This window comes from Arthrobacter sp. H-02-3 (assembly GCF_003097355.1).
GTDB lineage: Bacteria > Actinomycetota > Actinomycetes > Actinomycetales > Micrococcaceae > Arthrobacter > Arthrobacter humicola.
Map to the genome: position 1 here is coordinate 1 of NZ_PYUI01000027.1, position 26,119 is coordinate 26,119.

A 26,119-nucleotide genomic window follows, 5' to 3' on the forward strand; every position below is an offset into this window, starting at 1 on the left:
TCACGTCCGGCTTCGGCCCGTTCAAGAGCATGGACGTCGAGAAGATGAAGGAGATCACGCTCAAGGAACTCGCCGCGATGGGCATCGACCTGCGCGACGTCGAGCAGCCCATCGGCCAGCTCTCCGGAGGTGAGCGCCAGTGTGTCGCGATCGCCCGGGCCGTGTACTTCGGCGCGAAGGTCCTGATCCTGGACGAGCCCACCGCCGCCCTGGGTGTGAAACAGTCCGGCGTCGTGCTCCGCTACATCCTGCAGGCCCGCGACCGCGGCCTCGGCGTCATCTTCATCACCCACAACCCGCACCACGCCTTCCCCGTCGGTGACCGCTTCCTGCTGCTCAAGCGCGGCAAATCGATCGGCTACTACGACAAAAAGGACATCACCCTCGACGAACTCACGGCCCAGATGGCCGGCGGCGCCGAACTCGCCGAACTCGCCCACGAACTCGAACAACTCGGCGGCCACGGCGACGTCGTCAAAGAAGTCCAGGGCGAAGTCGCCGAAGTGGCTCAGACGACCGGCAAGACCTACGGATAACGGCCATCCCCACGCTGGAAGGCCTGGGACGTTCCGGGCAGCATCCACCGTGCCCGCACTACACACGAGAGTAGAAGTATGAAAGACGTAATCCTGGGGCTCGTCGGAGTTGGGCGGATCGGCGTCATGCACGCCAACAACATCGCCGCCCTCAACGAGGTCCTGAACCCGCAGGGGATCCGTGTCCTTCTCCGGCTCACAGACGTCGCAGAAGATCATGCCCGGACCGTGGCATCCGGTCTCGGCGCCGAATTCCTGCCGTCGGTCGAGGCACTCCTTGCCTCCGGGGTGGACGGCCTCGTCATCGCCACCGGAACCGGAACCCACCCCGAGCTCATCAAAGCCGGTGTGGACGCCGGGATCCCGGTGTTCTGCGAAAAGCCTGTGGCCCTGAACGTGGACGACGCCCTGCCGGTGCTCGATTACATCCGGGACCGCAACGGCGTGGTGCAGATCGGGCATCAGCGCCGGTTCGACGCCGGCTACCTTGAGGCCCGCCGCGCCTACCAGGCCGGCGAGCTGGGCTGGATCCATTCCCTGCGCGCCGTCACGTGCGACATGACGCCGCCCCCGGTCGAATTCCTGGCCAGCTCAGGCGGCCTGTTCCGGGACTGCTCGGTCCACGATTTCGACATCCTGCGCTGGCTCACCGGCCGCGAAATCGTCGAGGTCTACGCCAAGGGCTCCAACAACGGGGATCCGGCGATCGGCGAAGCCGGTGATGTGGACACCGCCCTCGCGCTGGTGACGTTCGACGACGGCACCGTGGGCACGGTCTCCGCGACCCGCTACAACGGGGCAGGCCACGACGTCCGGCTCGAAATCCAAGGCTCCCGCAGTTCGCTGATGGTGGGCCTGGACGACAAGACGGCGATGGCCTCCGCCGAAGCGGGGACTACCTTCCCCTCCGGGAAGCCTCACCAGACGTTTGCCGAACGGTTCGACCAGGCGTACCGCTCCGAGATGGAGGCCTTCGTCGAACTGATCCTTGGCCGCCGGGACAACCCCTGCACGCCTGAGGACGCCGTGGCGGCATCCCGGGTGGCGGACGCGGCCCAGGAATCTCTGGCCACCGGCGTCCCGGTCAAGGTGGCAGTGAACGTCGCCAGCTGACCGGCGCCCCGTGCGGGACCCCTGGCCCGTATGGAATTGAACGAACCGGAACCCCCGTGGCCCAGAGCCCCGGGGGTTCTGTTGTCTGGCGTGATACGACGACCGGGTTTCGGGCTCTGCAATCAGGTTCTCTGCGTCCGGCTCAGCGTCGGGTCCGGCACACCTCGACGAAGGCCCGGAACGGTGCCAGCCGCTCCGCCGCGGGGAGTTCCAAAGCTTCGGGGTGCCACTGGACCGACGCCACCCAGCGGTCCGGATGCTCCAGCGCTTCAACGGTCCCGTCCTCGGCGACGGCCGTCACCCGCAGTGATCCGGCCACTCGGGCCACGGCCTGATGGTGGCCCGAGGCGATCTTCACCGTCACGGCACCGGATCCGCCGCCGTAGAGGGCTGCCACCTTGGAGCCGGCCTGGACCGCTACCTCGTGCCAGGCCCACGGACCGGCCCCGTGTGCCGGCGCGGGCTCGCGGTGCGCCACCGTCCCCGGAGCCATGTCCTGGATGAGGGTTCCGCCATGGATGACATTGAGCAGCTGATGCCCCCTGCAGATGCCCAATAGCGGCAGACCGGCGTCGATCGCCTGCCGCGCCACCTCCGCGTCCAGCTCGTCCTGGGCATGATTGACGTCGTAACAGACTCCGCTTCGTTCCTCGCCGTACAGGCCGGGGTCGAGGTCGCCGCCGCCGGGAAGCACGACGCCGTCGAGAGACTCCAGCGCAGCCCCGAGGCCGCCGTCGTCGGTCACCGCAGCGGTGAGCAGCACCGGTTCGCCGCCGCCCTCACGCAACAGCTCCACAATGTATTCGAACAATGCGTTGGCTTCCGCCACCCGCGGGTCGGGATCGGATGAGCTGGTGAGGCGGACAGGAACGCCGATGCGCGGCCGGTTGCCCGGGCTGCTGCGGAAAATCTGCATGCCTCATTCTGCAACACCATCCCCGGACTAGGATTGCCAGATGAAAGCCCGTTATCTCGTGTCCCGCAGCCGGTTCATCGCGGCCGCCCCGGATGCCATCTTCGACGTGCTCGCCACGCCCGCCCTGCACAGCGCGATCGACGGCTCGGACACCGTTAAGGGAGCCCAGCCGCGCGGGCCCGAACGGCTCTACCTCGGCGCCAAGTTCGGCATGCAAATGAGGATGCGGGTGAACTACAAAATCCTCAACAGGGTCTGCGAGTTCGAGGAAGGCCACCGGATCGCCTGGCGGCACTTCTACGGCCACGTGTGGCGTTACCTGCTCGAACCGTCCACGGGTCCGGACGGCACCGCCGGCACCCTCGTCACGGAACAGTGGGACGCGCGGCGGGTCCGCGGCAAGAGCCTGCTCCGGCTGGCCGGCTACCTGCGCCGCCATCCGGTCAACCTGGAACAGACGCTGGCCAAGCTCGACGCCTACATGGCTGCGCGGTGACTTGGGGGACGCAGGGACTTGGGTAATGTGGATGGAAGCACGAGCCGCGACTGAAGGTGGGAACTGGGATGGGCCGCAGGACACTGGTCGACGATCTCGTCGACGGCCTGCTGACCGAGATCCTCGACGGAAAGCTCCCGCCCCACACTGCGATTCCGCCGGAAGCCGACATCGCCAAGGCCTACGGTGTCAGCAGGCTGACCGTGCGTGAAGCCCTCAAGGCGCTCCGCGCGCAAAACATCCTCTACGTGAAGGCCGGCCGGGGAACCTTCGTCAATCCCACGGACAACTGGACCGGCCTGGACGCGATCTTCAGGGCGGCCTCGCACGGCAATGCGGCCGAGCAGGTCTCCGTGGGGCTGATCGAGATGCGCCGCATGGTGGAAACCGGGGCGGCCGCACTCGCCGCCACGCGCTATACCCCGGAGCACGTCGAGCGGATGCGCGAGTGCATCGAGGACATGAAGCGCTCCCACGAGTCCGGCGACCTGGACCGCTTCGTGGAAGCGGATATCGGATTCCACGACGCCGTCCTGAGGGCCTCCGGCAACCCCTTTGTCCGTGCCCTCTTCGCCCAGCTGGGCCAGCTGCTGTACATGACCCGACGCGAAACATCCGCCGTCGACGTGATCCAGCAGCACGCCATCGATTACCACCAGAGAGTCCTGGATGGCATCCTCAGCGGCGACGCCGAGCGCTCGCGGCAGGCGATGGATGCGCACATGGACCAGACCAACGCGGACTACGAACGCTACGTCCGGGGCGCCAAGTCCTGACGCCCGCCTGCGGACTCTTCGCCTGATCCAACAGACTCTTGACGTAATCCGGATCACATTCTAAGCTCGTGCCTAGTTCTTGAGTCAGATGTCTGACATCTGACTCAAAGGTTGATCCTGATTCCGCAGTCGCAGCTGCGGACAGGACCTCTCCCACATACCCATGAATCCCTGCGCGGCAAAGCTGCCGGAGGGAACTGTACGTAAGAAGGTCGATGATGACTCTATTAGCCCCCAAGTCCTCCGGACTCGGCGAACTGGGTGACCGCACGCTCCGCAAGGTCCGCCGTCGCGTCATGCCCCTGATTGTCCTGCTCTACTTCGTTGCCTATCTGGACCGCAACAACGTCGGATTTGCCAAACTCACCATGAGCGAGGACATCGGCCTGAACTCCGCTGCCTACGGCCTTGGCGCCGGCATCTTCTTCCTCGGTTACGCACTCCTCGAGGTTCCCAGCAACGCGGGCATGTACCGGTTCGGGGCCCGGAAGTGGTTGGCCCGCATCCTGATCACGTGGGGGATCTTCGCCACCGCCATGTGCCTGGTCAACGGCGAAAGCACCTACTACATCGTCCGGTTCCTGCTGGGCGCAGCCGAGGCCGGATTCTTCCCGGCGATCCTGTTCTACCTGACGCTGTGGTTCCCCGCGGCGCAGCGCGTGACCGTGCTGGGCATCTTCATCCTCGCCCAGCCCGTCTCCAACGCGCTCGGCGCCCCGGTATCCGGGCTCCTCCTGCAGCTGGACGGCGTCATGGGCCTCCAAGGCTGGCAGTGGCTCTACATCATCGAAGGCATCCCGGCGATCCTCCTCGGCGTCCTGACGCCCCTCCTCATGACGGACCGCCCGCGGGACGCCAAATGGCTTGAGACTGACGAGCGCAACTGGCTGTCCGCCACCATGGACGCCGAACTGGCGGCCAAATCCCAGTCCGGAAAGCACAACTTCCTGGCCGGGCTCAAGGACAAGCGCACCCTGGTCTACTCCGCCCTGTACTTCGGCCTGGTGTGCGGAATCTACGGACTGGGCCTGTGGATGCCCACCATCGTTGCGGCCCTCGGCAAGTTCTCCACGGCCGAGGTCGGATTCATCGTCTTTATCCCCTATGCCGTGGCCGCAGTTTTCGTCTACTTCTGGAGCAAGCGGGCGGACCGGACCGGCAAGCGCGCCTGGCACTCCGCCGTCAGCATGGTGCTCGCGGGCGTGGGACTTCTGGCCGCCGGCTACCTGCTGCCAGTCAACCCTGTCCTGGCAATGATCGGCCTGACGGTCTCGGCCATGGGGATCTACGGGGCCATCGCCCCGTTCCTCTCGATGCCCTCCGCGGCCCTGACCGGCGCGGCTGCCGCTTCCGGCCTCGCCCTGGTGAACTCCCTCGGAAACCTCGGCGGCTTCATCTCCCCGTACGCCGTCGGCCTCCTCAAGGACGCCACCGGCAGCAACCAGAGCGGACTGCTGTTCCTCTCCCTCTGCCTGTGCCTCACCGCGGCGGCCACGTACCTCTACGCCCGCAAGCGCCCCGAAGGTGACGCCGCCCTTGACCCCGCCGTCGCAGCGGCGGCCGCCGTCGACCCCGCCAAAGTCTCCTAACCCGAACTCCCAGAAGGAACCGTCGTCATGACATCAATTACCCCTTTCCCGACTGAACGCACCGTGGTCCTGACCGGCGCCGCCTCGGCCCGCGGCATCGGCCGCGCCGCCGCCGACCGCCTGGCCAGCGAGGGCTGGTCCATTGCGATCCTGGACATCAATGCCGAGGACGCTGCCGCAGCTGCCGCCGAAATCGGCTCCAACCGCGCGGTCAAGGCCATCGGCGTCGGCGCGGACGTTTCCGACGCCGCATCGGTAGACCGCGCCATCACGCAGATCGAGGGCTCGCTGCCTCCGATCGTTGCCCTGGCCAACCTGGCCGGCATCAGTTCCCCGACGCCGTTCATGGAGACCACGGTCGAAGAATGGGACAAGGTCTTCGCCATCAACATGCGTGGATCCTTCATCGTCTCCCAGCGGGTGCTCAAGGGCATGATCGAGCGCAGGCTCGGCAGGATTGTGAGCATCTCGTCGATTTCGGCACAGCGGGGCGGCGGCACTTACTCCAAGGTCGCCTACAGCGCATCGAAGGCCGGCATCATTGGATTCACCCGCGCCCTGGCCCGCGAGGTGGGCGAATTCGGGGTCACCGTCAACGCCATCGCCCCCGGCCCCATCGACACCGACATCATGGGCGGCACGCTGAGCGAGGAACGCAAGGCGCAGATGTCCGAGGGCATCATGATGGGACGGGTCGGCAGCCGCGAGGAAGTGGCGGCCCTCATCGCCTTCCTGCTCGGCCCGGACGCCGGCTACATCACCGCGGCCACCTACGACATCAACGGCGGCCTCCAGGTCTCCTGACCGTCCCCCACCCTCCCCGTTGCGCTATCACTTGTGGCCCTTAAAACCCCGGAATGCCCGCCACAAGTGATAGAGCAACGGGGGTAGGGAGGGGCCGGCCACGGTCTAGGCTGGCTCCATGAGCGCCGCCCGCAGCCTGCACCCCAGCCCCCGCACCCTGGAGGTCGAAAGCCTGGCCGGCTTCGACCGGCTTGTCGCCGCCGGGGCGCGCAGCATGCACGGCTGGCATGTCCAGTCGCTGGACCTGCGGGGCCGCCGGCACCAGCTCGAGGCGCTGGACGTGCAGGGCGCGATCTTCCTTGGCTGCACGTTCGACGGCGGTGTGGAGGATTCGCTGCGCAACCGGGGGGCCCTGCTCTTTCCGCGGCTTGAGGCCGTGCCGTTCAACCCCTACCGCGGCAAGCTATATACGCCGCAGGAACTGTATGCCGGGATCAACACGTCACGCTATGAGGACACTCTCGACGCGCGGATCTACCAGTGGAGCATCCGGCCCGGCCAGCGCCACCGCCTCGGTGCCACCCTGGCCGCGGCCCTGCATGACCACTCGATCGGCGATGCCCTCGACGAGCTGACCCGCTCGGACTTCTGTGCGGGCCGCACGATGGTGGGGGTCATGGGCGGGCACGCTGCCCGCCGCGGCACGGCCCTCTTCGAAGAAGCTGCCCTGCTCGGCCGGCTGCTGGCCCGGAACAACAGGGTGGTTGCCACCGGCGGCGGCCCCGGGACCATGGAGGCCGCCAACTTGGGCGCCTTCCTCAGTGAAGCCCCGGAGCAGGAATTCCGGCAGGCCCTGGCCGACCTCGCGGCGGTGCCGGCCTTCCGCCCCTCGGTGTCCGCCTGGGCACGGGCAGCCGCCGCCGTCGTCGAACGCTATCCGGAGGGAACGCCGTCGCTGGGGATTCCCACGTGGTACTACGGTCATGAGCCGCCCAACTTCTTCGCCACGCACGTGGCCAAATACTTCGCGAATGCCATCCGGGAAGCGATCCTGCTCGAACTCTGCAACGGCGGCATCGTGTTCCTGCCGGGCTCCGGCGGCACGGTGCAGGAGATCTTCCAGGACGCCTGCGAGAACTACTACGGCGCCCCCGAAACCATCACCCCCATGGTCCTCGTCGGGGAGGAACACTGGCTGCGGCGGTTCCCGGCATGGCCGCTCCTGCAGAGCCTGGCCTCCGGCCGCCGCATGGAAGGGCGGATCTTCCTGGTCGACACCGTGGAGGAAGCGCTCGACGCGCTGGCGCGCTAGCTGTCCTGTGCCATCCGGCTAGAGGTCTTTGCGGCACTGGGCGTGGCCGAGCTCGTACAGCCCGTTCAGGTCGCCGGCGGCAAGCCCGTCGGAGGTTCCAATCTCCGGATACATCAGCTGGGCGGGGTCATCGACGTGTTCCAGGCCCATGACATGGCCGAGTTCGTGCAGGATCACCGCCGTGGCATACGACGCCCCGTCGGACCGGCCGAGGTCTTCCGTGATTTGCGGGGCATCCAGTTCCAGGCTGCCGGTGACGAAGCTCTTGGGACCGTCGCCGAAACTGAAGTGGGTGCTGCCGCCGGTTCCGATCACCGGGCCCTTGAGCTGCGGGGCCTGTTCCGGTGTGGTCCAGGCAATCAGCAGCGGCGCCCACCTGTCCCCGTAGACGTCCTTCTGGTATGGCGCGCGGGTTGGCGAGGGGAGCTCGGCCGTGGGGCCGTCATTGATGAACTTGATCCCGGTGGCCTCCGAGATGGTCCGGATGGAGTCGTCCACGAGCCGTTCGGAGCCCTGCGGAGCCAGAGCGGCATTGACCACATAATGCAGCGGCCGGCACGGCGAGTAGCCCACCGGGCTGCCGTCCTCGTTCGTTGCGAGGAACTTGTAGGAGGTGCTGGCGACGGCCGGTTTCCGGGCCGAGCCGAGGGGTTTGTCCTGTTCCTCGAGCCCGGGCGGGGGAGTGTCCGTCCGGGACTCTCCGGCCGGAACAGCAGGCTGGCCCGACACCTGGCCGGTCCGCGGCGCCGGCTGCACGTCAGCGCCGTGGCTGTGGCCTGCATTCTGCCCTGTGCCGCGCGAGACCTCGAAGAGCCCCGTAAACCCGGGATCGCCGTAGATGAGTCCGGCCGCGAGGAACGCCGCACCAGCGATCATGGCAGCGGCGACCAGGTTCCTGACAACCCGCAATGCCGTTGCGGGCCGGCTGTGCTGCGGCCCGCGGTCCCGAAATTCAGGACCGTCCACTAGCCCACCACGGCGCCAAAGACCATGCCCAGCAGGTACGTCACGCCCGCGGCGCCCATGCCGATGCCCAGCTGGCGCAGGCCGCGGGTGGTCGGGGACGTGCCGGACAGCAGACCTACGACGCCGCCGGTGAGCAGCAGCGCCAGGCCGACCAGGGTCGCGGAAACCACCAGCGCGGCTATTCCCGTCATGCCCAGCAGGAAGGGGATGATGGGCACGATCGCGCCGGAGGCGAAGAAGCAGAAGCTCGACGCCGCTGCTCCCCAGGCCGTGCCGACAGCCTCATGCTGGTCCTCGGCATCCGGCAGTTCCGGCTGCAGGGACAGGCTCGGATCGCAGTCGCAGTCCAGCAGGCCCATGCGCTCGGCGACGCGGTGCTCGGCAGCCTCCCGGGACATGCCGCGGGCCAGGTACACGAGGAGGAGTTCGTTGTGCTCGATGTCCAGCAACGGCGCCGCCGCCAAGGTGATCTGGGTGGGCCGGGTCGCGGCAAGGAGCTCCCGCTGCGACCGGACGGAAATAAACTCGCCGGCACCCATGGACAGCGCACCGGCAAGCAGCCCGGCGACACCGCTGAGGAGGACCACCTGGCTTCCAACGCCCGAGGCCGCCATGCCCATGACGAGGGACAGGTTGCTGACCAGCCCGTCGTTGGCGCCGAAGACGGCGGCCCGGAAGGTTCCGGCCAGGCGGTTGCGGCCCCGGGTGGCCAGCCCGCGGACCACTTCCTCGTGGATCTGCTCGTCGGCGACCATTGCCGGCGTGGCAGAGGGGTCGTTGGCGTAGGGGGAGCGGCTCTCCGCTCGCTGGGCCAGGGCCAGGACGAAGACCGAGCCGAAGTGCCGGGCCAGGAAGCCAAGGAACCTGCTCCGGAGCGAGGCATGCCGGTCCTTGCCGGCGTGTTCGCCCAGCAGCTGAAGCCAGTGGGCCTCGTGGCGGCCCTCGGCCTCGGCCAGCGCGAGCAGGATGGCACGTTCCTCGCCGCTGCGGTTCTGCGCCAGATCGCGGTAGACGGATGCCTCGGCGCGTTCATCGGCGAGGTACTGCCGCCAGCGTTTGATGTCCGCGGCGCTCGGAGTTGCGGTTGGCGCGGCGCTGGGAGTTGAGCTGGGGGCGGCGCTCGGAGTTGCGGTTCGTGCGGCGCCGGGTGTCGAGGCCTGCGGCGGCGCGGGGCGCGGGTCCGTGTGGCCGCGATCCGAAGAATCCTGTGTCGGGTGGGGCTGCTGGGAATCGTTGTGGTCCGATTCGGTGTACTGAGACACGAAAAAACTCCTGGGTTTGGTCGGGCATGGTCCGGCCCCATTGCGACTCCAGAGTACCCCGTAATTCAAAGCTTTTCCGGCTGGCAATCCTTAGCGGAAAGTTTAGGGAACCCGTAACCGGCGAGCCGTTGCGGGGCTGCCCGCAGATAGTTTCCGCCAACGATTGCGGGCCCTTGACCGCCCGGGTTGACGGTGTTCGAATGAAACCCAGGGCGGGCCCTCCGGGGCCCTTGCCGCCACCCCTGTCACACGGAGGTTGCACCATGGACAGCACCGGATCACCCATCCAGCCGGCCCGGGATTCCCTCGAGTCCGATCCCGCTTACGACTACGCCGAGGACGCGCCCGTGAGTGATGGCGCGGAGACCGAGGAGGAGGAGCTTCTGGAGGAGGCAGACCGGCTCGTTCCCTTGGAAAGGGAGGACTTCCTGGGCGAGGAGAAACCGGTAGTGGCCCTCGAAGGGGAAGAATTCCTTGAACCCGAGGAAAACGAGTGATTCTCCCACCCGCTTGATGGTTCACTAAACAACGATCCAACAAACGACGACGGCGGCGCCCCCGGAAGGGGAGCGCCGCCGTCGAGCTTCAACTTACTTTCAGTGCGTCAGAACGGGGACCTGTTCGTCCTCGGCTGCGCCGCCGGCGACGCGCCGGTGCCAGTTCTGCATGACCGCCGGATCCGTCGGCTTGGTCAGCAGCGACACCGCGATGTAGACGACCGCGGAGGCGATGAGACCGTAGTAGATCGGCTCGTTGGCGTAGATGCCGTCCAGCGGAACTTCGGCGTTGATTTCCAGGATGATCATGGTGCCGAGAGTGATGACCGAGCCGACCGCCATGGACGCCGCGGCGGCAACGCCGGTGCCGCGCTTCCACACCAGGCCGCCGAGGATGGCGACGAGCAGGCCGCCGACAAGGATGTCGTAGGCAATGGTCAGGGCGGCGACGACGTCCTTGGTGATGATGGCGATCACGATCGCCACGACGCCGAGGCCCAGGACCCACAGGCGGTTTGCCTTGACGTCGTGCTCCGGGTTGTCGGTGTCATCGGTGTTGACGGTCTTGCCGAACCAGCCGGCGACGAAAGGCAGCACGTCGGCGCGGGCCACGGTGGCGGCCGCGATCAGGGCACCGGAGGCGGTGGACATCATGGCGGCGACGGCGGCGGCGAGCACGAGGCCGCCGATCCCGATGGGCAGCAGGTGGGTGGCGACCTCGGCGTAGACAACGTCCTTGCCGAGGGCCTTGACGTCGATTTGCGGGAGGGCCACGCGGGCGCCGAGGCCGATCAGGGCACCGGCTGCACCGTAGAGGATGCAGTAGATGCCGGCCGTGGCGCCGCCCCAGCGTGCGACTTCGGGCGTCTTGGCGGTGAATACGCGCTGCCAGATGTCCTGGCCGATCAGCAGGCCGAGGGTGTAGACCACGAAGTACGTGATGATCGTCTGGGCGCCGATGCCGTCGATCTGGAAGAAGGTGGCATCCACCCGGCTGCGGATCCCGTCGAGGCCGCCGGCGGCGTTGAGCGTGAACGGCAGCATGAGGAAGAAAATGCCGACCGTCTTGATGACGAACTGGACCTGGTCGGCCAGCGTGATGGACCACATGCCGCCGATGGTCGAGTAGACCAGCACGATTGCGCCGCCGACGGCGATCGCGAGGGCGCGGTCCCAGCCGAAGAGCACCACGAAGATGGTGGCGTAGGCGCCGGTGGAGGTGGCGCAGAGCATCAGCGTGTAGGCGAGCATGACGATGCCGGAGGTCTGCGTGGCATTGCTGCCGTAGCGCAGGGTGAGCATCTGGGAGACGGTGTAGATCTTCAGCTTCTGGATGGTGCTGGCGAAGAGCAGGCTCAGCAGCAGGACGCCGGAACCGATGGCGACCACGAGCCACATGCCGGAAATGCCGAACTTGTAGCCCAGGCCTACGCCGCCGACCGTCGAGGCGCCGCCCAGCACGACGGCGGCCATGGTGCCGGTGTAGAGGAACGGCCCGAGGCGGCGGCCGGCGACGAGGAAGTCGCTGTTGTTCTTGGTGCGGGACTTGCCCCACCATCCGAACGCCAGCATGGCGAGCAGATACACCACCACAATGGCGATGTTGACGAAACTTGCGTCCATAAAAAGGGCTCCTTGGAGCTGATGGGCAGCGTGCGCGGGCATTGCCGGGCCTCAACGGTGCATTCGGCAAAACAGCTGCTGCGTGACGGGGGTGGAGGAGGTGTCCGTCGGAACCTCCAGTATTGCCTCATAGGCAACACATGTTGCCAAAGGGTATGTTGTGACTCCGGTAACAGTCAAGGCGCAGCGCGTGCCGCCGCCGGTTCCGCGTCACCAACGCCTGCTCCGGCTAGGATTGCTCCAATGATGGGGCCAAGCGGCCGGCCGTGAAAGGTTCCTAAATGAAGGCTCTACCAGTTGAACCGAGCAACGTTCCCGTTGCTATCGGTTCGCGGATCCGCGCCGCCCGGCAGTCCCAGCGGCTCACCATTGAACAGGTCGCCGACGCCACCGGGCTCACCAAGGGATTCCTCAGCAGGGTCGAACGGGACCTCACGTCGCCCTCGGTCGCCTCCCTGGTGACACTGTGCCAGGTCCTGTCCATTTCGATCGGCGACCTCTTCGCCGCCCCCGAAACCCACCTGACGAAGCGGAACGAAGGCCCCCGGATCTCCCTCGGGGGCGAGGGCATCGTCGAGCGGCTGCTGACTGCCCGCTCCGAGCGCCGCGTCCAGATCATCCAGGCCGTGATCGAGCCCCGCGGGCGCGGCGAGTCCGAACTCTATGCCGTGGACTGCGATGTCGACGTCCTTCACGTGGTCAAGGGAAGCATTCGGCTGATCCTCACCAACGAGGAATTCGAGCTCAGCACGGGTGACACGGTGACGTTCCCCGGCCGGGAGCCCCACACCTGGGTCAACCCCACGGACGACGCCGTCGAGGTGCTGTGGGTGCTGGTACCGGCCGCCAGCCGGTAAGGCTGGTAAGCGTGAAGAAGTAACCACTCCGGCTCTGCCGGAAATATCTGCCGGAAATATCTGTGCCGGAACCATACAGGACGAGCGGAAGCCGCTCACACTAGCTTCAACTGGGGGATTTCATGAACCGCAACGACCTCTTTCTGTCCCTGGCGCTGGCCGCCACGCTCGCGGCCGGACTCGGCCTCAGCTCCTGTGCCGCGCCGGGCCAGCGTGCCGGCGAAACCGGAAGCGGCACGGCGAGCGCCACCGCGGCGGCCCCGACGCCCCAGGAATCCGGCCCCGCCGCGTCGGCGGAACCCTCCGCAACCGCGGCCACGCCGGCCCCCGCAGTCACTGCCACCTCGCCGGCCACGCCGACGGCGGGTGCTGAGGCCGGCGTCAAGACCTTTACGTTCCCGGACGGACATCTGTCCTTTTCCTACCCGAGCGACTGGTCCATCCGGGTGGTCGGCTCTCCCGAGAATGCCGTCAAGCTGCGTGGCGTGCAGGTGGTCCTCGCCGATGCCACGGGCAACGAGCTGGCGTCGATTGTCAGCAGCACCAACGGCAGCAGTGCGTCCGGCCCGGTGGTCCGGACCGTCCTGGACACCGCTCCGGTGCCGGGGCTGAAAGATGTGGACGGCGAACAATTGGCCTTCGGGTTCGCGTTTGACTCCTTCGCCGATAAGTCGGACTTCCATATGGGAGTGCGCAAAGAACGCGACTTCGCACCCTCGGTCACGGAAGCCGGTTATTCCCACGTCCAGTTCCCCAATGGCGGCGCCGAGGCCAAGGTACTGTTCGGCAGCCCGGCGTTCGCCTCCGTCGACTCCGCGAAAGCCTGGATGACCACGGAGCAGTACACCCAGCTCAAGCGCCTGCTGCTCAGCCTCAAGTACAGCTGACCCACGCGCGGCCAACAGCTGCGAGTTTTGGTGAGATGTACGTCACATTCCGGTAACCTGCCGGAAACGGCGATTTCATGCCCGGGGCCGTCCCGTAACGCGCCCGCAAAACGAGGAAAGCCTTCCTGAAACACGCGGTGGGTAGCGTCATCTGCGGGGGGACGCACAACAGTCCCATTCGTCTCATGGTCTCGCCGAATCGGCGCCCTCGGAGCGCCGGCCCTCGAGGAAGGCTCCCGCAATGAACTTCGCTGTGCTTGCAGTAGGAATGGACGTCGATCCGCAAACCCTTGACCCTGGATCGACGGCATGGATGCTCACGGCATCCGCCCTCGTCCTCCTGATGACCCCCGGGCTCGCATTCTTCTATGGCGGCCTCGTCAGAATGAAATCCGTCCTCAACATCATGATGATGAGCTTCGGCGCCATGGGCGTGGTCGCCGTCGTCTGGGCCCTGTGGGGCTACGGCCTCGCGTTCGGGCCGGATACCTTGGGCGGCTTCGTCGGAGACCCCTTCACGAACTTCGGCCTCAGCGGGCTGACTACCAGTATCGGCACCAAGGCGGCGGGCCTGCCGGATATGGTGTTCATCGGCTTCCAGGCCACGTTCGCCATCATCACCGTCGCCTTGATCAGCGGGGCGGTAGCCGAGCGCGTCCGGTTCGGCCCCTGGCTCCTCTTTGCCGGGCTCTGGGTCACGCTCGTGTACGCGCCGATCGCGCACTGGGTCTGGGGCGGCGGCATCTTCGGGCCCACCGGCATCATCGGCAGTAAGATCTCGGCCCTCGATTTTGCCGGCGGTACCGTGGTTCACATGAACGCCGGCATGGCCGGCCTCCTGCTGGCGGTGGTGCTTGGCAAGCGGCTCGGCTTCATGAAGGACCCCAACATCCGCCCGCACAACCTGCCGTTCGTCATGCTCGGCGCGGGCCTGCTCTGGTTCGGCTGGTTCGGCTTCAACGCCGGTTCGGAACTTGCCGCCGACGCGACGGCCGCCCTGGCCTGGACCAACACGCTGCTCGCCACCAGCGCCGCCCTGCTCGGCTGGCTGTTCGTTGAGCGGTTGCGCGACGGGCATGCCACGTCGCTGGGCGCCGCCTCGGGCGCTGTCGCGGGACTCGTCGCCGTCACCCCGGCCTGCGGGTTCATCGACCCCGTCGGGGCAATCCTGATCGGTACGATCGCGGGGGCCGTCTGCGCGCTCGCCGTCGGGCTGAAGTTCAAGATCGGACTGGATGACTCCCTGGACGTCGTGGCCGTGCACTTCGTCGGCGGCCTGTGGGGGACCCTGTCCCTAGGATTCTTCGCCCTCCCGTCCGCCAAGACCGGCGGCGGGCTGTTCTACGGCGGCGGGCTGGCGCAGTTCTGGCCGCAGATCCTCACCGCGCTGATTGTCACGGCTTGGAGCGCAGTGATGACCTTGCTTATCGGCTTCGCGATCCACAAGACCATCGGCATGCGCGTCTCTGAGGCCGACGAGCTCTCCGGCATCGACGTGACGGAACACGCCGAAACGGCCTATGAACTCCTCATGGTTGGCGGCAGCTTCCACCCTGGAGACCCGCACAACCGGGCTGACGCTGCAGCGGTCCAGTCCCAGCCGGAAGCCCATGCCGAAGGCCAGACCGAAAGTGAGGCTGTCCGCGGCAAGGTGTCCACGTGAAGCTCGTCACCGCCATCGTGCGGCCGGAGCGGGTCAACGCCATCAGTACGGCCCTGGAGCGGTTTGGAGTCAACGGCCTGACGGTGAGCCAGGCCAGCGGCTACGGACGGCAGCGCGGCCACACCGAGGTGTACCGGGGTGCCGAATACAACTCCGACCTGCTGCCCAAAGTGCGGCTGGAAGTGCTGGCCAACGAGGACGCCCTGCGCGGCGTCATGGCCGCCATCGAAGAGGGCGGCCGCACCGGACACTTCGGCGACGGCAAGATCTGGATCATTGAGGTGCACGACGCCGTCCGCGTGCGGACGGGGGAGCGGGGAGCCTCGGCCATCGCGTGAGGCTGCCCGGCCGGGGCGGCCGCCTCTGGCGGCACGCAGGCGGGTCCGAAACATGTCGGACCCGCCTGGGGAAGGCTGCCGGCGGCCGGGTCCTTTGGTAAACAAATGATGCGCGACATGAAACTTCGAGTGTATGATGGCTATCACAACCGTCGGTCAATCCTCGAAGGAGAGGCTTCTTTTGGAAGAGCTGCGCATCGAGGCCAATGGCAACCTTGGCCCCATCGATTCATCCCGCATCCCGCGCTACGCAGGGGCTGCCACCTATGCCCGCCTGCCGCGGCTGGACCAGGTGGCCAAGGCCGACGTCACGGTCGTGGGTGTGCCTTTCGACTCGGGCGTCTCCTACCGCCCCGGCGCACGCTTCGGCGCCAACCACGTCCGTGAAGCCAGCCGGCTGCTCCGGCCGTACAACCCGGCCTGGGACGTCAGCCCCTTCGAGGCCATCCAGGTGGCCGACGCCGGCGACATGGCCGTCAACCCGTTCAACATCAACGAGGCCATCGAAACCATCCAGCAGAACGCCCTGGACCTGACGGCGTCCGGCAGCAAGCTGCTGACCCTCGGCGGAGACCACACCATCGCCTTGCCGCTGCTGCGCGCCGCCGCCGAGCGCGCCGGCGAACCCATCGCCATGCTGCACTTCGACGCGCACCTGGACACCTGGGACACCTACTTCGGCGCCGAATACACCCACGGCACACCGTTCCGCCGCGCCGTCGAGGAGGGAATCCTGGACACCGAGGCCATCAGCCACATCGGCACCCGCGGCCCGCTCTACGGCAAGAAGGACCTCGACGACGACCACCGCTTCGGTTTCGGCATCGTCACCTCCGCCGACGTCTACTACCAGGGCGTCCTGGAGACGGTCGCCAAAGTCCGGGACCGGATCGGCAACCGCCCGCTCTACATTTCGGTGGACATCGACGTCCTGGACCCCGCGCACGCGCCCGGCACCGGCACGCCCGAGGCCGGCGGCATCACCAGCCGCGAGCTGCTGGAAATCATCCGCGGCTTCCGCGGCATGAACCTGGTGGGCGCCGACGTCGTCGAGGTCGCCCCCGCTTACGACCACGCCGAGATCACCGGGGTGGCAGCAAGCCACGTCGCCTACGAACTCGTGACCCTCATGGCGGACCGCGCCGTCGAAGGCGACCGCTTCGGCGCGCCGAACGGCTACGCCGCCCAGGCCCTCGGCCAGGAATCCCGCCGCCCGGCCGGATTCGGCACACCTGTGGCTTCGCCGGTGGCCTCGCGGTGACCGGCGTGCGCAACGGCGGGGACCTCGTCGTCGAGACCCTTGAGGCCCTCGGTGCCAAGACGGTCTTCGGCATCCCGGGCCAGCACGCCCTGGGCCTCTTCGACGCCATGGGCCGCGGCAACCTGCACTTCGTCTCCTCCCGGGTGGAAAACAACTCAGCGTTCGCGGCCGACGGGTACTCCCGCGCCACGGGCGAGGTCGGCGTGCTGTTCCTCTCGACGGGTCCGGGCGCGCTGACGTCGCTGGCCGGCCTGCAGGAGGCCTACGCCACCGGCGTGCCGATGGTGGTCGTGGCGAGCCAGATCCCGCTCGAAGGACTGGGCGCCCGGCGCAAAGGCATGCTGCACCAGCTCGATGACCAGAAGGCCTCGGCCGCCAACGTCACCAAGAGCCAGCGGCTGATCCAGCACGCCTCCGGCATTCCCTCGGCGATCCAGGACGCGTGGACCGAGGCGATTTCCTCGCCGCAGGGCCCGGTGTGGCTGGAAATCCCGCAGAACGTGCTGCTGGACCCGATCGTGGTGCCCCCGGTGGAGGATGCCCTGGCCGAGGCCGCGGACAACCCGCCCCGGGTGGAGCTGGTCCGCGAGGCCGTGAAGTGGCTTTCGACGGCGGAACGTCCGGCCATCATCGCCGGCGGCGGCACCCGCCGCGGCCGGGCCGAGAAGTCCCTGCTCTCGATTGCGGAGAAGCTCCGCGCCCCGGTGATCTGCACGCCCGGCGGCAACGGAGCGTTCCCCTGGAACCATGAACTCTCGCTCCAGGCGTGGATCGAGGACCGGTACATGACCGAGCTTCTCGAGGACGCCGACGTCCTGATCGTGATCGGTTCCTCCCTTGGCGAGGTGACGTCGAACTACTTCACCTTCGAACCCCGCGGCCGGATCATCCAGATCGACGCCGAACCCCGCGTCCTGGAGTCCAACCGGCCCGGACTGGGCATCCGCGCCGACGCCGGCCAGGCCCTCGCTGCCCTCGACGAGGCCCTCGTGATCGGCGAAGCCGGCCCCGACTGGCACGGCACCGCCCCCGAGACCCTGGTCAAGGAGACCCTGGCCAAGGTCACGGCCCGGCTCGAGTCCCAGGACCTGGCCAAGGAACTGAAGTTCATGGCCGACATCCGCGAGGCCGTACCCGCGGACATGCAGACGTTCTGGGATATGACGATCTCGGCCTACTGGGCCTGGAGCTGCTGGGATGCCCGGGACGGCCAGTTCCACTCCGCGCAAGGCGCCGGCGGCCTGGGCTTCGGCTTCCCCGCCGCGATCGGCGGCGCCGTCGGCCTGGAAACCACCGGCAAGCCCGGCAGGGTGCTGGCCGTTTCGGGGGACGGGTCATCCATGTACTCCATTTCCGAGCTCGCCACGGCCAAGCAGCACAACATCCCGGTCACTTGGCTGATCGTGGACGACGGCGGCTACGGCATCCTGCGCGAATACATGGTCGGCGCGTTCGGCAAGGCTACGGCCACCGAGCTCTCCCGGCCGGACTTCGTCAAACTTGCCGAGGCCTTCGGGGTCCCGGCGGTCCGGGTCGCCCCCGAAGACGTCGGGGATGCCCTGAAGGCCGGCTTCGCCGCCGACGGCCCCAACGTCGTCGTCGTCGAAACCCTGCTCAAAATGTTCGGCCCCACCCACCTGGCCACCTAAGCGGGCCGGCCGTCCGGCCGCCTGGCTTGGGCGGCCAACCGGCCGCCTGGCACCGTAGGATCCTGCACGCCTACCGCGCGGACCTGCCGGGTCCACCCCTCACCGCGAGGGATGGACCCGGCAGGTCCGCGTTTGGCGTTTAAGCACCCTTCTTCGGGATCGGCCCGGCACCTCACAGGGCTACGAAAAAGGGTTAGTTTCCCGAAGTAACCATTTTGGTGATATGGTTGCCTAGGGCAAGCAAAAAAGGGGTGTCCATCATGTCAGTTGAATCCAACGCTGCAGCCAAACTCGTTTACCAGATCTTCGACCTCCAGCGCGCCGTCCGCTGTGTTGCCACCGCTAACTTGCGCGGGCAGGACACCGGAGTGGCGCTGCAGGGTGTTCTCCGTTTTGTGGGGGAGGGCGAATCCCGGGCCACGCATCTTGCGGAGCGCCTCGGCGTTAGCGCTCCGGTGCTCAGCCGCCACATCGCCGAACTCGAAGAGCACGGCTATGTGGTCCGCCGGCCGGACCCCGAGGACGGCCGCGCGCAACTGATCGCCCTGTCCGCCACCGGTGCGGAAAAGCTGCGCGCCATCGAGGACCATCGCACGGCAACCATCCAGGACCTCCTGCAGGACTGGAGCCAGAACGACGTCGAAGAGACGGCGCGCACCCTGCAAAAACTCGCTGAGTCCCTCAGGACCTCAGCCCGGGCAACGACGGCCGGACCCACGAATACGACCGAAATTGTTGAGGAGTAGACATATGGCTAGCCACGCTGCCGCCACAGGGCCGTCCCCGGCCCCATCGGGCATTCAGCCGGGGGCGCCCCGCGCATCCCAGCCCGCCGCAGAACCTGCGGCGATGACCCACCGCCAGATCATGGAAGCACTCACCGGGTTGCTCGCGGCGTTCTTCACCGCCATTCTGAGCAGCACGATCGTTGCCAACGCGCTTCCCACCATCATGTCCGAGCTCAAGGGCACCCAGACGGACTTCGCCTGGGTGATCACCGCGGCGCTCCTGGCCAACGCCGCAACCACCCCGATCTGGGGCAAGCTCGCCGACCTTTTCAACAAAAAAGTCCTCGTTCAGCTAAGCATCGTGATCTTCGTGGCCGGCTCCGTCATGGCCGGTTTGTCCCAGACCATCCCGCTGCTGCTGACCGCCCGCGTCATCCAGGGCATCGCCATGGGCGGCCTTACCGCCCTGGCCCAGGCCATCATCGGCTCGATGATCCCCCCGCGTGACCGCGGAAAGTACTCCGGCTACATGGGCGGCGTCATGGCCGTAGGCACAGCCGGCGGCCCGCTGCTCGGCGGCTTCATCGTCGACAGCCCGCTCGGGTGGCGCTGGACCTTCTTCGTCTGCGTCCCGCTCGCCGTCGTCGCCCTCATCCTGCTGCAGATCACCCTGAAAATTCAGCACGTCAAGCGCCCGGCCAAGATTGACTGGCTCGGCTCCGTCCTGCTGACCTCAGGCGTCAGCCTGCTGCTCATCTGGGTCTCCTTCGCCGGCAACCCCGACTACTACGACTGGTGGTCATGGCAGTCGGTCGCCATGGTGGGCGGCGGCGTCGTGCTCCTTGGCCTGCTGGTGCTGGTGGAATCCCGCGTGGCCCAGCCGATCATCCCGCTCAAGATCATCTCGGAGCGGACCACCGCCCTCGCGATCCTCGCCTCGATGGCCGTCGGCGTCGGCATGTTCGGCTCCTCGACCTTCCTGGGCCAGTACTTCCAGGTGGCACGCGGTGCCACCCCCACGGAAGCCGGCCTGCTCACGCTGCCCATGATCGCGGGCAACCTGATCGGTTCCGTCGCCTCGGGCATGCTCATCAGCCGCACCGGCAAATGGAAGCGGTACCTGATCGCCGGCTCCATCCTGCTGATCGGCGGCCTCGGCCTGGCCGGCACCATGGACCACACCACCGACTTGTGGCTGACCGGCATCTACACCGCCATCCTCGGCATCGGTCTCGGCCTGCTGATGCAGAACCTCGTGCTCGCCGTGCAGAACACCGTCCAGGCCAAGGACATCGGCACGGCCAGCGCCTCTGTTGCCTTCTTCCGGTCCGTCGGCGGCGCCATCGGCGTCTCGGTCCTCGGAGCCGTCCTGGGCAACCGGGTCAAGGAACTCGTCACGGAGGGGCTCGCCTCCGCCGGCATCCAGGTTCCGGCGGGATCCTCGGGAGCCAGCATGGACCTCAAGGACATGCCCGCACCCATCCGCGACATCATGCGGGCCGCCTACGGTGACGCGATCGCGGAGGTCTTCATGATCTCGGCAATCATCGGCGTGATTGCCCTGTTGGCCATCCTGTTCATCAAGGAACGCCCCCTGCGCCGGACTGTCGATATCCGGCCCGAGTCGGCCGAGCAGGCAGGCGACGCCGCGGCCGCTGCTGCTGTCGCCGCCGGAGGTGCTTCTGCGACCGCACTTGGAAATACCGGAAACGACGCCGTCCAGGGCGCCTCGTCCGCCACCGGAACCGGCATCGTGGACCTGGACCGGGAATTCATCGAGGTGCTCAGCCGCGAGCGGGCCGAATCCCGCTTCCCGGACGCCGCCCGCCAGGAGGCAGGACTGACTTCCGACCCGGCTTTCCGCCAGGGGGAGCCCCGCCAGGGGGAGTCAGCCGCAGAGCGCGCGGCCGAGAGGGAAGGCGCCCGCCAACGGTCCCGGACCCTCGTGGCCGATGACCGGCCCGAGGCAGCCGACGTCGTGCCCGTACTGCTGCAGACCCAGCGGCTGCTGGCCGAACAGCAGCTCCAGCTGGCCGACGCGCTGCGCGCCGTGTACGACCAAGCCGCCGAACAGCGTGCGATTGCCGCGGAACAGGCCCGTGTTGCCGAGGAGCTCACGGTCCTGCGCCGGCAGTTGGCCAAGCAGCGCAAGATGCAGCGCGCGGCGGCCGACTACATCGCCACGCACGGGCGGCACCGGACCGAGTAGCACCCGGTTCCGCGTCCGCCGCTCCGGACCCTCAAAGCCCCGCGGCCGCTCCTTGGGCAGCCGCGGGGCTTTCGGCGTATCCGCCGGGGGCCGTCTTCAAGCCGCGGAACGGGCGCCAGCCACTAAGTACACCGTTTGGATGATATTTGGTGTCCCGTGTTCCACCCGGGCGGGGGATTTCGTAGAGTTGGATGGCTGTGGCTGTCGGACCCAAAAGATAGTCTCCAATCAGCTCTTCAACGCACTTCATTTTTCGGTCTTGTTCGGTCTCCTGATTCGTCAGACTCCCCCTCATTCGGTACTCCTAAGGACTCGTGGGCATGCTCGTCACCCTCGTGCGGCGCTATTCCAAGCCGTATCTGCCATACATCGCGGCTGTGGTCATCTTCCAGCTGGCGTCCACCATCGCGGCTCTGTACTTGCCCAGCCTCAACGCCCAGATCATCGACGAGGGCGTGTCCCGCGGCGACACGGACTACATCTGGCGCACCGGCGGCGTCATGCTCGGCGTCGCCCTGATCCAGGTGGCCACCGCGATCGCCGGCGTGTACTTCGGCTCGAAGGCGGCCATGGCGTTCGGCCGGGACCTGCGCCGCGGGGTCTTCCGGAAGGTCAGCAGCTTCTCGGCCCGCGACGTCAACCTTTTCGGTGCCCCCACGCTGATCACGCGAGGCACCAACGATGTCCAGCAGGTCCAGATGCTCATGCTCATGACGCTGAACTTCATGGTGGCCACGCCCATTATGTGCATCGGCGGCATCTTCATGGCCGTGCGCGAGGACCTCAACCTGTCCTGGCTCGTCTGGGTTTCGGTGCCCCTGCTGGTGGTTGTGGTGGGCTACCTCGTGGTTCGCCTCATGCCCCTCTTCCGTTCCATGCAGGCGAAGATCGACCGGCTCAACGGGGTCCTGCGCGAGCAGATCATCGGCATCCGCGTGGTCCGGGCGTTCGTGCGCGAACCCCACGAGGCCGAGCGCTTTGGCGCCGCCAACAAGGACCTCACCGACGTCTCGCTGAAGATCGGCTCCCTTTTCGTGCTCATGTTCCCCGCCATCGGCATGATCCTGCACATCTCCACCGCAGCCGTGCTGTGGTTCGGCGGCCAGCGCGTCGACGCCGGCGAGATGCAGGTGGGCTCGCTGACGGCCTTCCTGCAGTACCTCCTGCAGATCCTCATGGCCGTCATGATGGGCACGTTCATGGCCATGATGATTCCCCGTGCCTCGGTCTGTGCCGACCGCATCGGTGAAGTGCTCGACGTCGAACCCTCCATCCACGACCCCCTCACCGCGGTGGCGCCGGCGGCAAAGGCCGGCCGGGTTGAATTCCGGAACGTGACCTTCGCCTACCCCGGCGCCGAAGCGCCCGTGCTGAGCAACATCAGCTTCACGGCCGAGCCCGGTCAGACCGTGGCCATCATCGGCTCCACCGGCGCCGGAAAGACGAGCCTGCTGGCCCTGCTGCCGAGGCTCTACGACGCCGAATCCGGCGAGGTCCTGCTCGACGGCGTGCCCGTCACCGAACTGGACCGTGCCGAGATCACCCAGCGCGTGGCCATGGTGCCGCAACGGCCCTACCTGTTCTCCGGAACCATCGAGCACAACCTGCGCTTCGGCAAGCCCGAGGCCACGGACAAGGACCTGTGGGAAGCCCTGACGGTCGCCCAGGCCGCGGATTTTGTGCGCGAAAAGAAGGGCGGCCTTGCGTCCCGGATCTCCCAGGGCGGTACCAACGTCTCCGGCGGGCAGCGGCAGAGGCTCTGCATCGCCCGTGCCCTCGTCACCGAGCCCAAGGTCTTCCTGTTCGACGACTCGTTCTCGGCCCTTGACGTCGCCACCGACGCCAGGCTCCGCCGCGCGCTCAAGGCCAAGACGGCCGACGCCACGGTGATCATCGTCGGCCAGCGCGTGTCCACCATCGCCGATGCGGACCAGATCCTCGTCCTGGATAACGGCAGGATCGTGGACCGCGGAACACATGAGGAACTGTTGCAAAGCTCCAGCACCTACCAGGAAATCGTCGAATCCCAGCTGAGCGCGGAGGCAGTGGCATGAGCACCAACGAGAAAGTCTCCACCGGCTCGGCCCAGGCCCCGGACGGGACAGCACCGGACGCGACAGCAGCCGGGATGCCGGCAACGGACGTACTGGACGATGATTTCCTCGAAGAGGAGTTCACTCCCGGCGAAGCCGACGGCGGCATGTTCGGCGCCGTGCCGGCCAAGAAGGCCCAGCACTTCTGGCCCTCGGCCAAACGGCTCATGGGGTTGCTGAAGCCCGAGCGTGCCGGCATCACCGCGGTTCTCGCGATGGTGACAGTCGCCGTCGTCCTCAACGTCATCGCCCCGCGGATTCTCGGCCAGGCGATGGACGTGATCTTCGCGGGCGTGGTCGGCAAGCAGCTCCCGGCCGGCGCCACCAAGGAACAGTTCATCGAAGGACTGCGCTCCCAGGGCCAGGACAACTTTGCCGACATGCTCACCAAAATGGATGTGGTGCCCGGCGCGGGCATCGACTTCCAGAAGCTCGCGTTCCTCATCAGCGTGGTGCTGGTGATGTACTTCGTCGCCAACATCTTCCTGTGGCTTCAGGGCTATGTCCTGAACGTGCTGGTCATGCGCGTGGTTCGCAAGCTTCGTGACGACACTGAGAAGAAACTCAACGAGCTGCCGCTGAACTACTTCGATACCCGCCAGCGCGGCGACGTCCTCTCCCGCGTCACGAACGACGTCGACAACATCCAGCAGGCGCTCCAGCAGGCCTTTGCGCAGCTCGTGAACTCGGCCCTGACGGTGCTCGGCATTGTGATCATGATGTTCATCGTGTCCTGGCAGCTGGCCCTCATCGCGCTCATCGCACTGCCGCTCTCCGGGGTGGCCGCCGGCATCATCGGCGCACGCAGCCAGAAGCTCTTCGCCGCCCAATGGAAGAATACCGGCGAGCTCAACGGCCAGATCGAGGAATCTTTCTCGGGCCACGACCTCGTCCGCGTGTTCGGCCGCGACGCCGACATGCTGGCCCGTTTCGACGAACGGAACGAGGAACTCTACCGGGCCAGCTTCGGCGCCCAGTTCGTCTCCGGCATGATCATGCCGGTCATGCAGTTCGTCTCCTACCTCAGCTACGTGGGGATCGCGGTCGTGGGCGGACTGCGCGTGGCCTCGGGCAGCATGAGCCTCGGCGACGCCACGGCGTTCATCCAGTACTCGCGCGAGTTCACCCAGCCGCTGGGGCAGATGGCCGGTATGGCCAACATGCTGCAGTCCGGTGTCGCCTCCGCGGAGCGGGTCTTTGAATTCCTCGACGCCGACGAACAGGACGCCGAGACGGCCACCGAGCACCTCCCGGCCAAGACCGACGGCCACGTCGAGTTCAAGCACGTTACCTTCAGCTACTCGCCGGACAAGCCGCTGATCGAGGACCTGTCGTTCACCGCCGAGCCCGGACACACCGTGGCGATCGTGGGCCCGACCGGGGCGGGCAAGACCACCCTGGTCAACCTGGTGATGCGCTTCTACGAACTGAACGCCGGCAGCATTACCCTGGACGCGGTGGACATCACCCGGCTGAGCCGGTCGGAGCTGCGCGCCAAGGTCGGCATGGTGCTGCAGGACGCCTGGCTGTTCGGCGGGACCATCTACGAGAACATCCGTTACGGCAAATTGGACGCCACCGAAGACCAGATCATGGCAGCAGCCAAGGCCACCTTCGTGGACCGCTTCGTCCGCGCCCTGCCGGATGGCTACAATACGGTCATTGACGAAGAAGGCAACAACGTCAGCGCCGGCGAAAAACAGCTCATCACCATCGCCCGGGCCTTCGTGGCGAACCCGTCGCTGCTCATCCTGGACGAGGCCACGAGCTCCGTGGACACCCGCACCGAAGTCCTGGTGCAGAAGGCGATGGCCGCGCTCCGCACCGAGCGCACCAGCTTCGTGATCGCCCACCGGCTCTCCACCATTCGGGACGCGGACACCATCCTGGTTATGGAGGCCGGCCGGATCGTCGAGCAGGGCCGGCACGCCCAACTGCTGGCACTGCAGGGCGCGTACTACCGGCTGTACATGTCCCAATTCGCCGGGGAGGATGCAGACGCGGCCTCAGCGGAGACGGCAGAGGACCCGACGGCGGTGCGAAGTTGAGCGCCGCGGGCCACACCGGGGAGGCGGGAGCCCCGGCAGCGGGGGAGGCGGGAGCCACCGAACCTCGCCACCTGGAGGTGGAGGTGCCGATGCGCTGGAGCGACATGGATGCGTACGGGCACATCAACAACGTCCAGATTGTCCGGATCCTGGAGGAAGCACGGATCGCCGGGTTCGGGCCGCCGCGCGGAGCCGGGCTACCCGGGACCGAACCCCTGGTGTCGCTCTTCAACGACATCCCGGAGGGGACCCTGGCGCTCGTGGTGGAGCACAAGATCCGGTACGTCAGGACCCTGGAGTACCGGAACGTGCCCGCCGTCGTCCAGCTCTGGGTCGGCGCGGTCAAGGGCGCCAGCTTCGATATCCACTACCTGGTGCAGGATCCGGTGACCCGGGAGGACTGCGTCCGGGCCACAAGCCATCTGGCCTTCGTCGACGAGGAAACCGGACGGGTCCTGCGGCTGACGCCGGAGCAGAAGGAACGGCTGGCACCCTATACCCGCGCCCACCCGGTCCAATAGCCCCTACCCCCGTTCTTGGCATGGCTCCTACAATG

The 26,119-nt window shown here is 67.1% G+C and carries 23 protein-coding genes; 19 read left to right on the forward strand and 4 right to left on the reverse strand.

Going from position 1 to position 26,119, the window contains the following annotated elements; translation table 11 throughout:
- Positions 1-536: ATP-binding cassette domain-containing protein (locus C9424_RS19240; protein ID WP_133247539.1), on the forward strand; the 536-nt coding region annotated here is incomplete at its 5' end.
- A gap of 78 nt (positions 537-614) precedes the next feature.
- A complete protein-coding gene (locus C9424_RS19245; RefSeq protein ID WP_116768459.1) occupies positions 615-1,649 on the forward strand; it encodes a Gfo/Idh/MocA family oxidoreductase in 1,035 nt (344 codons plus the stop codon).
- Between the two features lie 142 nt (positions 1,650-1,791).
- On the opposite strand, the gene C9424_RS19250 is transcribed toward C9424_RS19245, so the two are convergent.
- Positions 1,792-2,565, reverse strand: a complete 774-nt coding sequence (locus tag C9424_RS19250; RefSeq protein ID WP_116768460.1) for a gamma-glutamyl-gamma-aminobutyrate hydrolase family protein — start codon at positions 2,563-2,565, stop codon at positions 1,792-1,794.
- A 40-nt stretch (positions 2,566-2,605) separates the two neighbouring features.
- Between C9424_RS19250 and C9424_RS19255 the strand changes: the two genes are divergently transcribed.
- The 5 genes from C9424_RS19255 (at position 2,606) to C9424_RS19275 (ending at position 7,482) form a co-directional block, all read left to right on the forward strand.
- A complete protein-coding gene (locus tag C9424_RS19255) occupies positions 2,606-3,061 on the forward strand; it encodes an SRPBCC family protein (RefSeq protein WP_116768461.1) in 456 nt (151 codons plus the stop codon).
- Positions 3,062-3,129: 68 nt separating this feature from the next.
- On the forward strand, positions 3,130-3,837 hold the full coding sequence (locus tag C9424_RS19260; RefSeq protein ID WP_116768462.1) for a FadR/GntR family transcriptional regulator: 708 nt from the start codon (positions 3,130-3,132) through the stop codon (positions 3,835-3,837).
- A 215-nt stretch (positions 3,838-4,052) separates the two neighbouring features.
- Positions 4,053-5,426: an MFS transporter gene (locus tag C9424_RS19265; RefSeq protein WP_442862055.1), complete on the forward strand. Its 1,374-nt coding sequence runs from the start codon at positions 4,053-4,055 to the stop codon at positions 5,424-5,426.
- 27 nt (positions 5,427-5,453) lie between these two features.
- The gene (locus C9424_RS19270) at positions 5,454-6,230 is read left to right on the forward strand and encodes an SDR family NAD(P)-dependent oxidoreductase (RefSeq protein ID WP_116768464.1); all 777 of its coding nucleotides are present in this window, start codon (positions 5,454-5,456) and stop codon (positions 6,228-6,230) included.
- 118 nt (positions 6,231-6,348) lie between these two features.
- On the forward strand, positions 6,349-7,482 hold the full coding sequence (locus C9424_RS19275) for an LOG family protein (RefSeq protein WP_116768465.1): 1,134 nt from the start codon (positions 6,349-6,351) through the stop codon (positions 7,480-7,482).
- An 18-nt stretch (positions 7,483-7,500) separates the two neighbouring features.
- Here C9424_RS19275 and C9424_RS19280 read toward each other — a convergent pair whose 3' ends face one another.
- Both C9424_RS19280 and C9424_RS19285 read right to left on the reverse strand, forming a co-directional pair.
- Positions 7,501-8,358, reverse strand: a complete 858-nt coding sequence (locus C9424_RS19280; protein WP_202615932.1) for a matrixin family metalloprotease — start codon at positions 8,356-8,358, stop codon at positions 7,501-7,503.
- A gap of 89 nt (positions 8,359-8,447) precedes the next feature.
- Positions 8,448-9,710, reverse strand: a complete 1,263-nt coding sequence (locus C9424_RS19285; protein ID WP_237563569.1) for a VIT1/CCC1 transporter family protein — start codon at positions 9,708-9,710, stop codon at positions 8,448-8,450.
- A 263-nt stretch (positions 9,711-9,973) separates the two neighbouring features.
- Here C9424_RS19285 and C9424_RS19290 point away from each other — a divergent pair, with 263 nt between their 5' ends.
- Positions 9,974-10,207: a hypothetical protein gene (locus tag C9424_RS19290; protein WP_116768467.1), complete on the forward strand. Its 234-nt coding sequence runs from the start codon at positions 9,974-9,976 to the stop codon at positions 10,205-10,207.
- A gap of 99 nt (positions 10,208-10,306) precedes the next feature.
- Here C9424_RS19290 and C9424_RS19295 read toward each other — a convergent pair whose 3' ends face one another.
- Complete coding sequence (locus C9424_RS19295) at positions 10,307-11,830, reverse strand: sodium:solute symporter (protein ID WP_116768468.1); 1,524 nt, start codon at positions 11,828-11,830, stop codon at positions 10,307-10,309.
- A 281-nt stretch (positions 11,831-12,111) separates the two neighbouring features.
- Here C9424_RS19295 and C9424_RS19300 point away from each other — a divergent pair, with 281 nt between their 5' ends.
- The 11 genes from C9424_RS19300 (at position 12,112) to C9424_RS19350 (ending at position 26,084) form a co-directional block, all read left to right on the forward strand.
- A complete protein-coding gene (locus tag C9424_RS19300) occupies positions 12,112-12,687 on the forward strand; it encodes a helix-turn-helix domain-containing protein (protein ID WP_116768469.1) in 576 nt (191 codons plus the stop codon).
- Between the two features lie 122 nt (positions 12,688-12,809).
- Complete coding sequence (locus tag C9424_RS19305) at positions 12,810-13,574, forward strand: hypothetical protein (RefSeq protein WP_116768470.1); 765 nt, start codon at positions 12,810-12,812, stop codon at positions 13,572-13,574.
- Positions 13,575-13,815: 241 nt separating this feature from the next.
- Positions 13,816-15,237 carry an ammonium transporter gene (locus C9424_RS19310; protein WP_116768471.1) on the forward strand — a complete coding sequence of 474 codons (1,422 nt, stop codon included), beginning with the start codon at positions 13,816-13,818 and terminating at the stop codon, positions 15,235-15,237.
- Positions 15,234-15,575, forward strand: coding sequence for a P-II family nitrogen regulator (locus C9424_RS19315; protein ID WP_116768472.1), 342 nt, complete (start codon positions 15,234-15,236; stop codon positions 15,573-15,575). The genes C9424_RS19310 and C9424_RS19315 overlap by 4 nt, the downstream gene beginning before the upstream one ends.
- 181 nt (positions 15,576-15,756) lie before the next feature.
- Complete coding sequence (gene speB / locus C9424_RS19320; RefSeq protein WP_116768473.1) at positions 15,757-16,836, forward strand: agmatinase; 1,080 nt, start codon at positions 15,757-15,759, stop codon at positions 16,834-16,836.
- Positions 16,833-18,485, forward strand: coding sequence for a thiamine pyrophosphate-binding protein (locus C9424_RS19325; RefSeq protein WP_202615933.1), 1,653 nt, complete (start codon positions 16,833-16,835; stop codon positions 18,483-18,485). The genes speB and C9424_RS19325 overlap by 4 nt, the downstream gene beginning before the upstream one ends.
- A gap of 260 nt (positions 18,486-18,745) precedes the next feature.
- Positions 18,746-19,231 (forward strand): MarR family winged helix-turn-helix transcriptional regulator, encoded by a 486-nt coding sequence (locus C9424_RS19330; RefSeq protein WP_116768499.1) that lies wholly within the window; start codon positions 18,746-18,748, stop codon positions 19,229-19,231.
- 103 nt (positions 19,232-19,334) lie between these two features.
- Entirely contained in the window at positions 19,335-21,422 is a 2,088-nt protein-coding gene (locus C9424_RS19335) for an MDR family MFS transporter (RefSeq protein WP_116768475.1), read from the forward strand.
- 320 nt (positions 21,423-21,742) lie between these two features.
- Positions 21,743-23,476 (forward strand): ABC transporter ATP-binding protein, encoded by a 1,734-nt coding sequence (locus C9424_RS19340; protein WP_116768476.1) that lies wholly within the window; start codon positions 21,743-21,745, stop codon positions 23,474-23,476.
- Entirely contained in the window at positions 23,473-25,563 is a 2,091-nt protein-coding gene (locus tag C9424_RS19345) for an ABC transporter ATP-binding protein (RefSeq protein ID WP_116768477.1), read from the forward strand. Before C9424_RS19340 ends, C9424_RS19345 begins: the two co-directional genes overlap by 4 nt.
- Before the next feature lie 89 nt (positions 25,564-25,652).
- Positions 25,653-26,084 carry an acyl-CoA thioesterase gene (locus C9424_RS19350; protein ID WP_116768478.1) on the forward strand — a complete coding sequence of 144 codons (432 nt, stop codon included), beginning with the start codon at positions 25,653-25,655 and terminating at the stop codon, positions 26,082-26,084.
- The last annotated feature ends 35 nt before the right edge of the window (positions 26,085-26,119 follow it).

What these genes read in the sequence shown, in the direction of transcription:
- C9424_RS19270 (WP_116768464.1), top strand. Translation starts at nt 5,454, where the DNA reads ATGACATCAATTACCCCTTTCCCGACTGAACGCACCGTGGTCCTGACC.
- C9424_RS19245 (WP_116768459.1), top strand. Translation starts at nt 615, where the DNA reads ATGAAAGACGTAATCCTGGGGCTCGTCGGAGTTGGGCGGATCGGCGTC.
- C9424_RS19310 (WP_116768471.1), top strand. Translation starts at nt 13,816, where the DNA reads ATGAACTTCGCTGTGCTTGCAGTAGGAATGGACGTCGATCCGCAAACC.
- C9424_RS19305 (WP_116768470.1), top strand. Translation starts at nt 12,810, where the DNA reads ATGAACCGCAACGACCTCTTTCTGTCCCTGGCGCTGGCCGCCACGCTC.
- C9424_RS19280 (WP_202615932.1), bottom strand. Translation starts at nt 8,358, where the DNA reads ATGATCGCTGGTGCGGCGTTCCTCGCGGCCGGACTCATCTACGGCGAT.
- C9424_RS19255 (WP_116768461.1), top strand. Translation starts at nt 2,606, where the DNA reads ATGAAAGCCCGTTATCTCGTGTCCCGCAGCCGGTTCATCGCGGCCGCC.
- C9424_RS19290 (WP_116768467.1), top strand. Translation starts at nt 9,974, where the DNA reads ATGGACAGCACCGGATCACCCATCCAGCCGGCCCGGGATTCCCTCGAG.
- C9424_RS19350 (WP_116768478.1), top strand. Translation starts at nt 25,653, where the DNA reads ATGCGCTGGAGCGACATGGATGCGTACGGGCACATCAACAACGTCCAG.
- C9424_RS19335 (WP_116768475.1), top strand. Translation starts at nt 19,335, where the DNA reads ATGACCCACCGCCAGATCATGGAAGCACTCACCGGGTTGCTCGCGGCG.
- C9424_RS19345 (WP_116768477.1), top strand. Translation starts at nt 23,473, where the DNA reads ATGAGCACCAACGAGAAAGTCTCCACCGGCTCGGCCCAGGCCCCGGAC.
- C9424_RS19260 (WP_116768462.1), top strand. Translation starts at nt 3,130, where the DNA reads ATGGGCCGCAGGACACTGGTCGACGATCTCGTCGACGGCCTGCTGACC.
- C9424_RS19330 (WP_116768499.1), top strand. Translation starts at nt 18,746, where the DNA reads ATGTCAGTTGAATCCAACGCTGCAGCCAAACTCGTTTACCAGATCTTC.
- C9424_RS19265 (WP_442862055.1), top strand. Translation starts at nt 4,053, where the DNA reads ATGATGACTCTATTAGCCCCCAAGTCCTCCGGACTCGGCGAACTGGGT.
- C9424_RS19275 (WP_116768465.1), top strand. Translation starts at nt 6,349, where the DNA reads ATGAGCGCCGCCCGCAGCCTGCACCCCAGCCCCCGCACCCTGGAGGTC.
- C9424_RS19250 (WP_116768460.1), bottom strand. Translation starts at nt 2,565, where the DNA reads ATGCAGATTTTCCGCAGCAGCCCGGGCAACCGGCCGCGCATCGGCGTT.
- C9424_RS19300 (WP_116768469.1), top strand. Translation starts at nt 12,112, where the DNA reads ATGAAGGCTCTACCAGTTGAACCGAGCAACGTTCCCGTTGCTATCGGT.
- C9424_RS19340 (WP_116768476.1), top strand. Translation starts at nt 21,743, where the DNA reads ATGCTCGTCACCCTCGTGCGGCGCTATTCCAAGCCGTATCTGCCATAC.
- C9424_RS19295 (WP_116768468.1), bottom strand. Translation starts at nt 11,830, where the DNA reads ATGGACGCAAGTTTCGTCAACATCGCCATTGTGGTGGTGTATCTGCTC.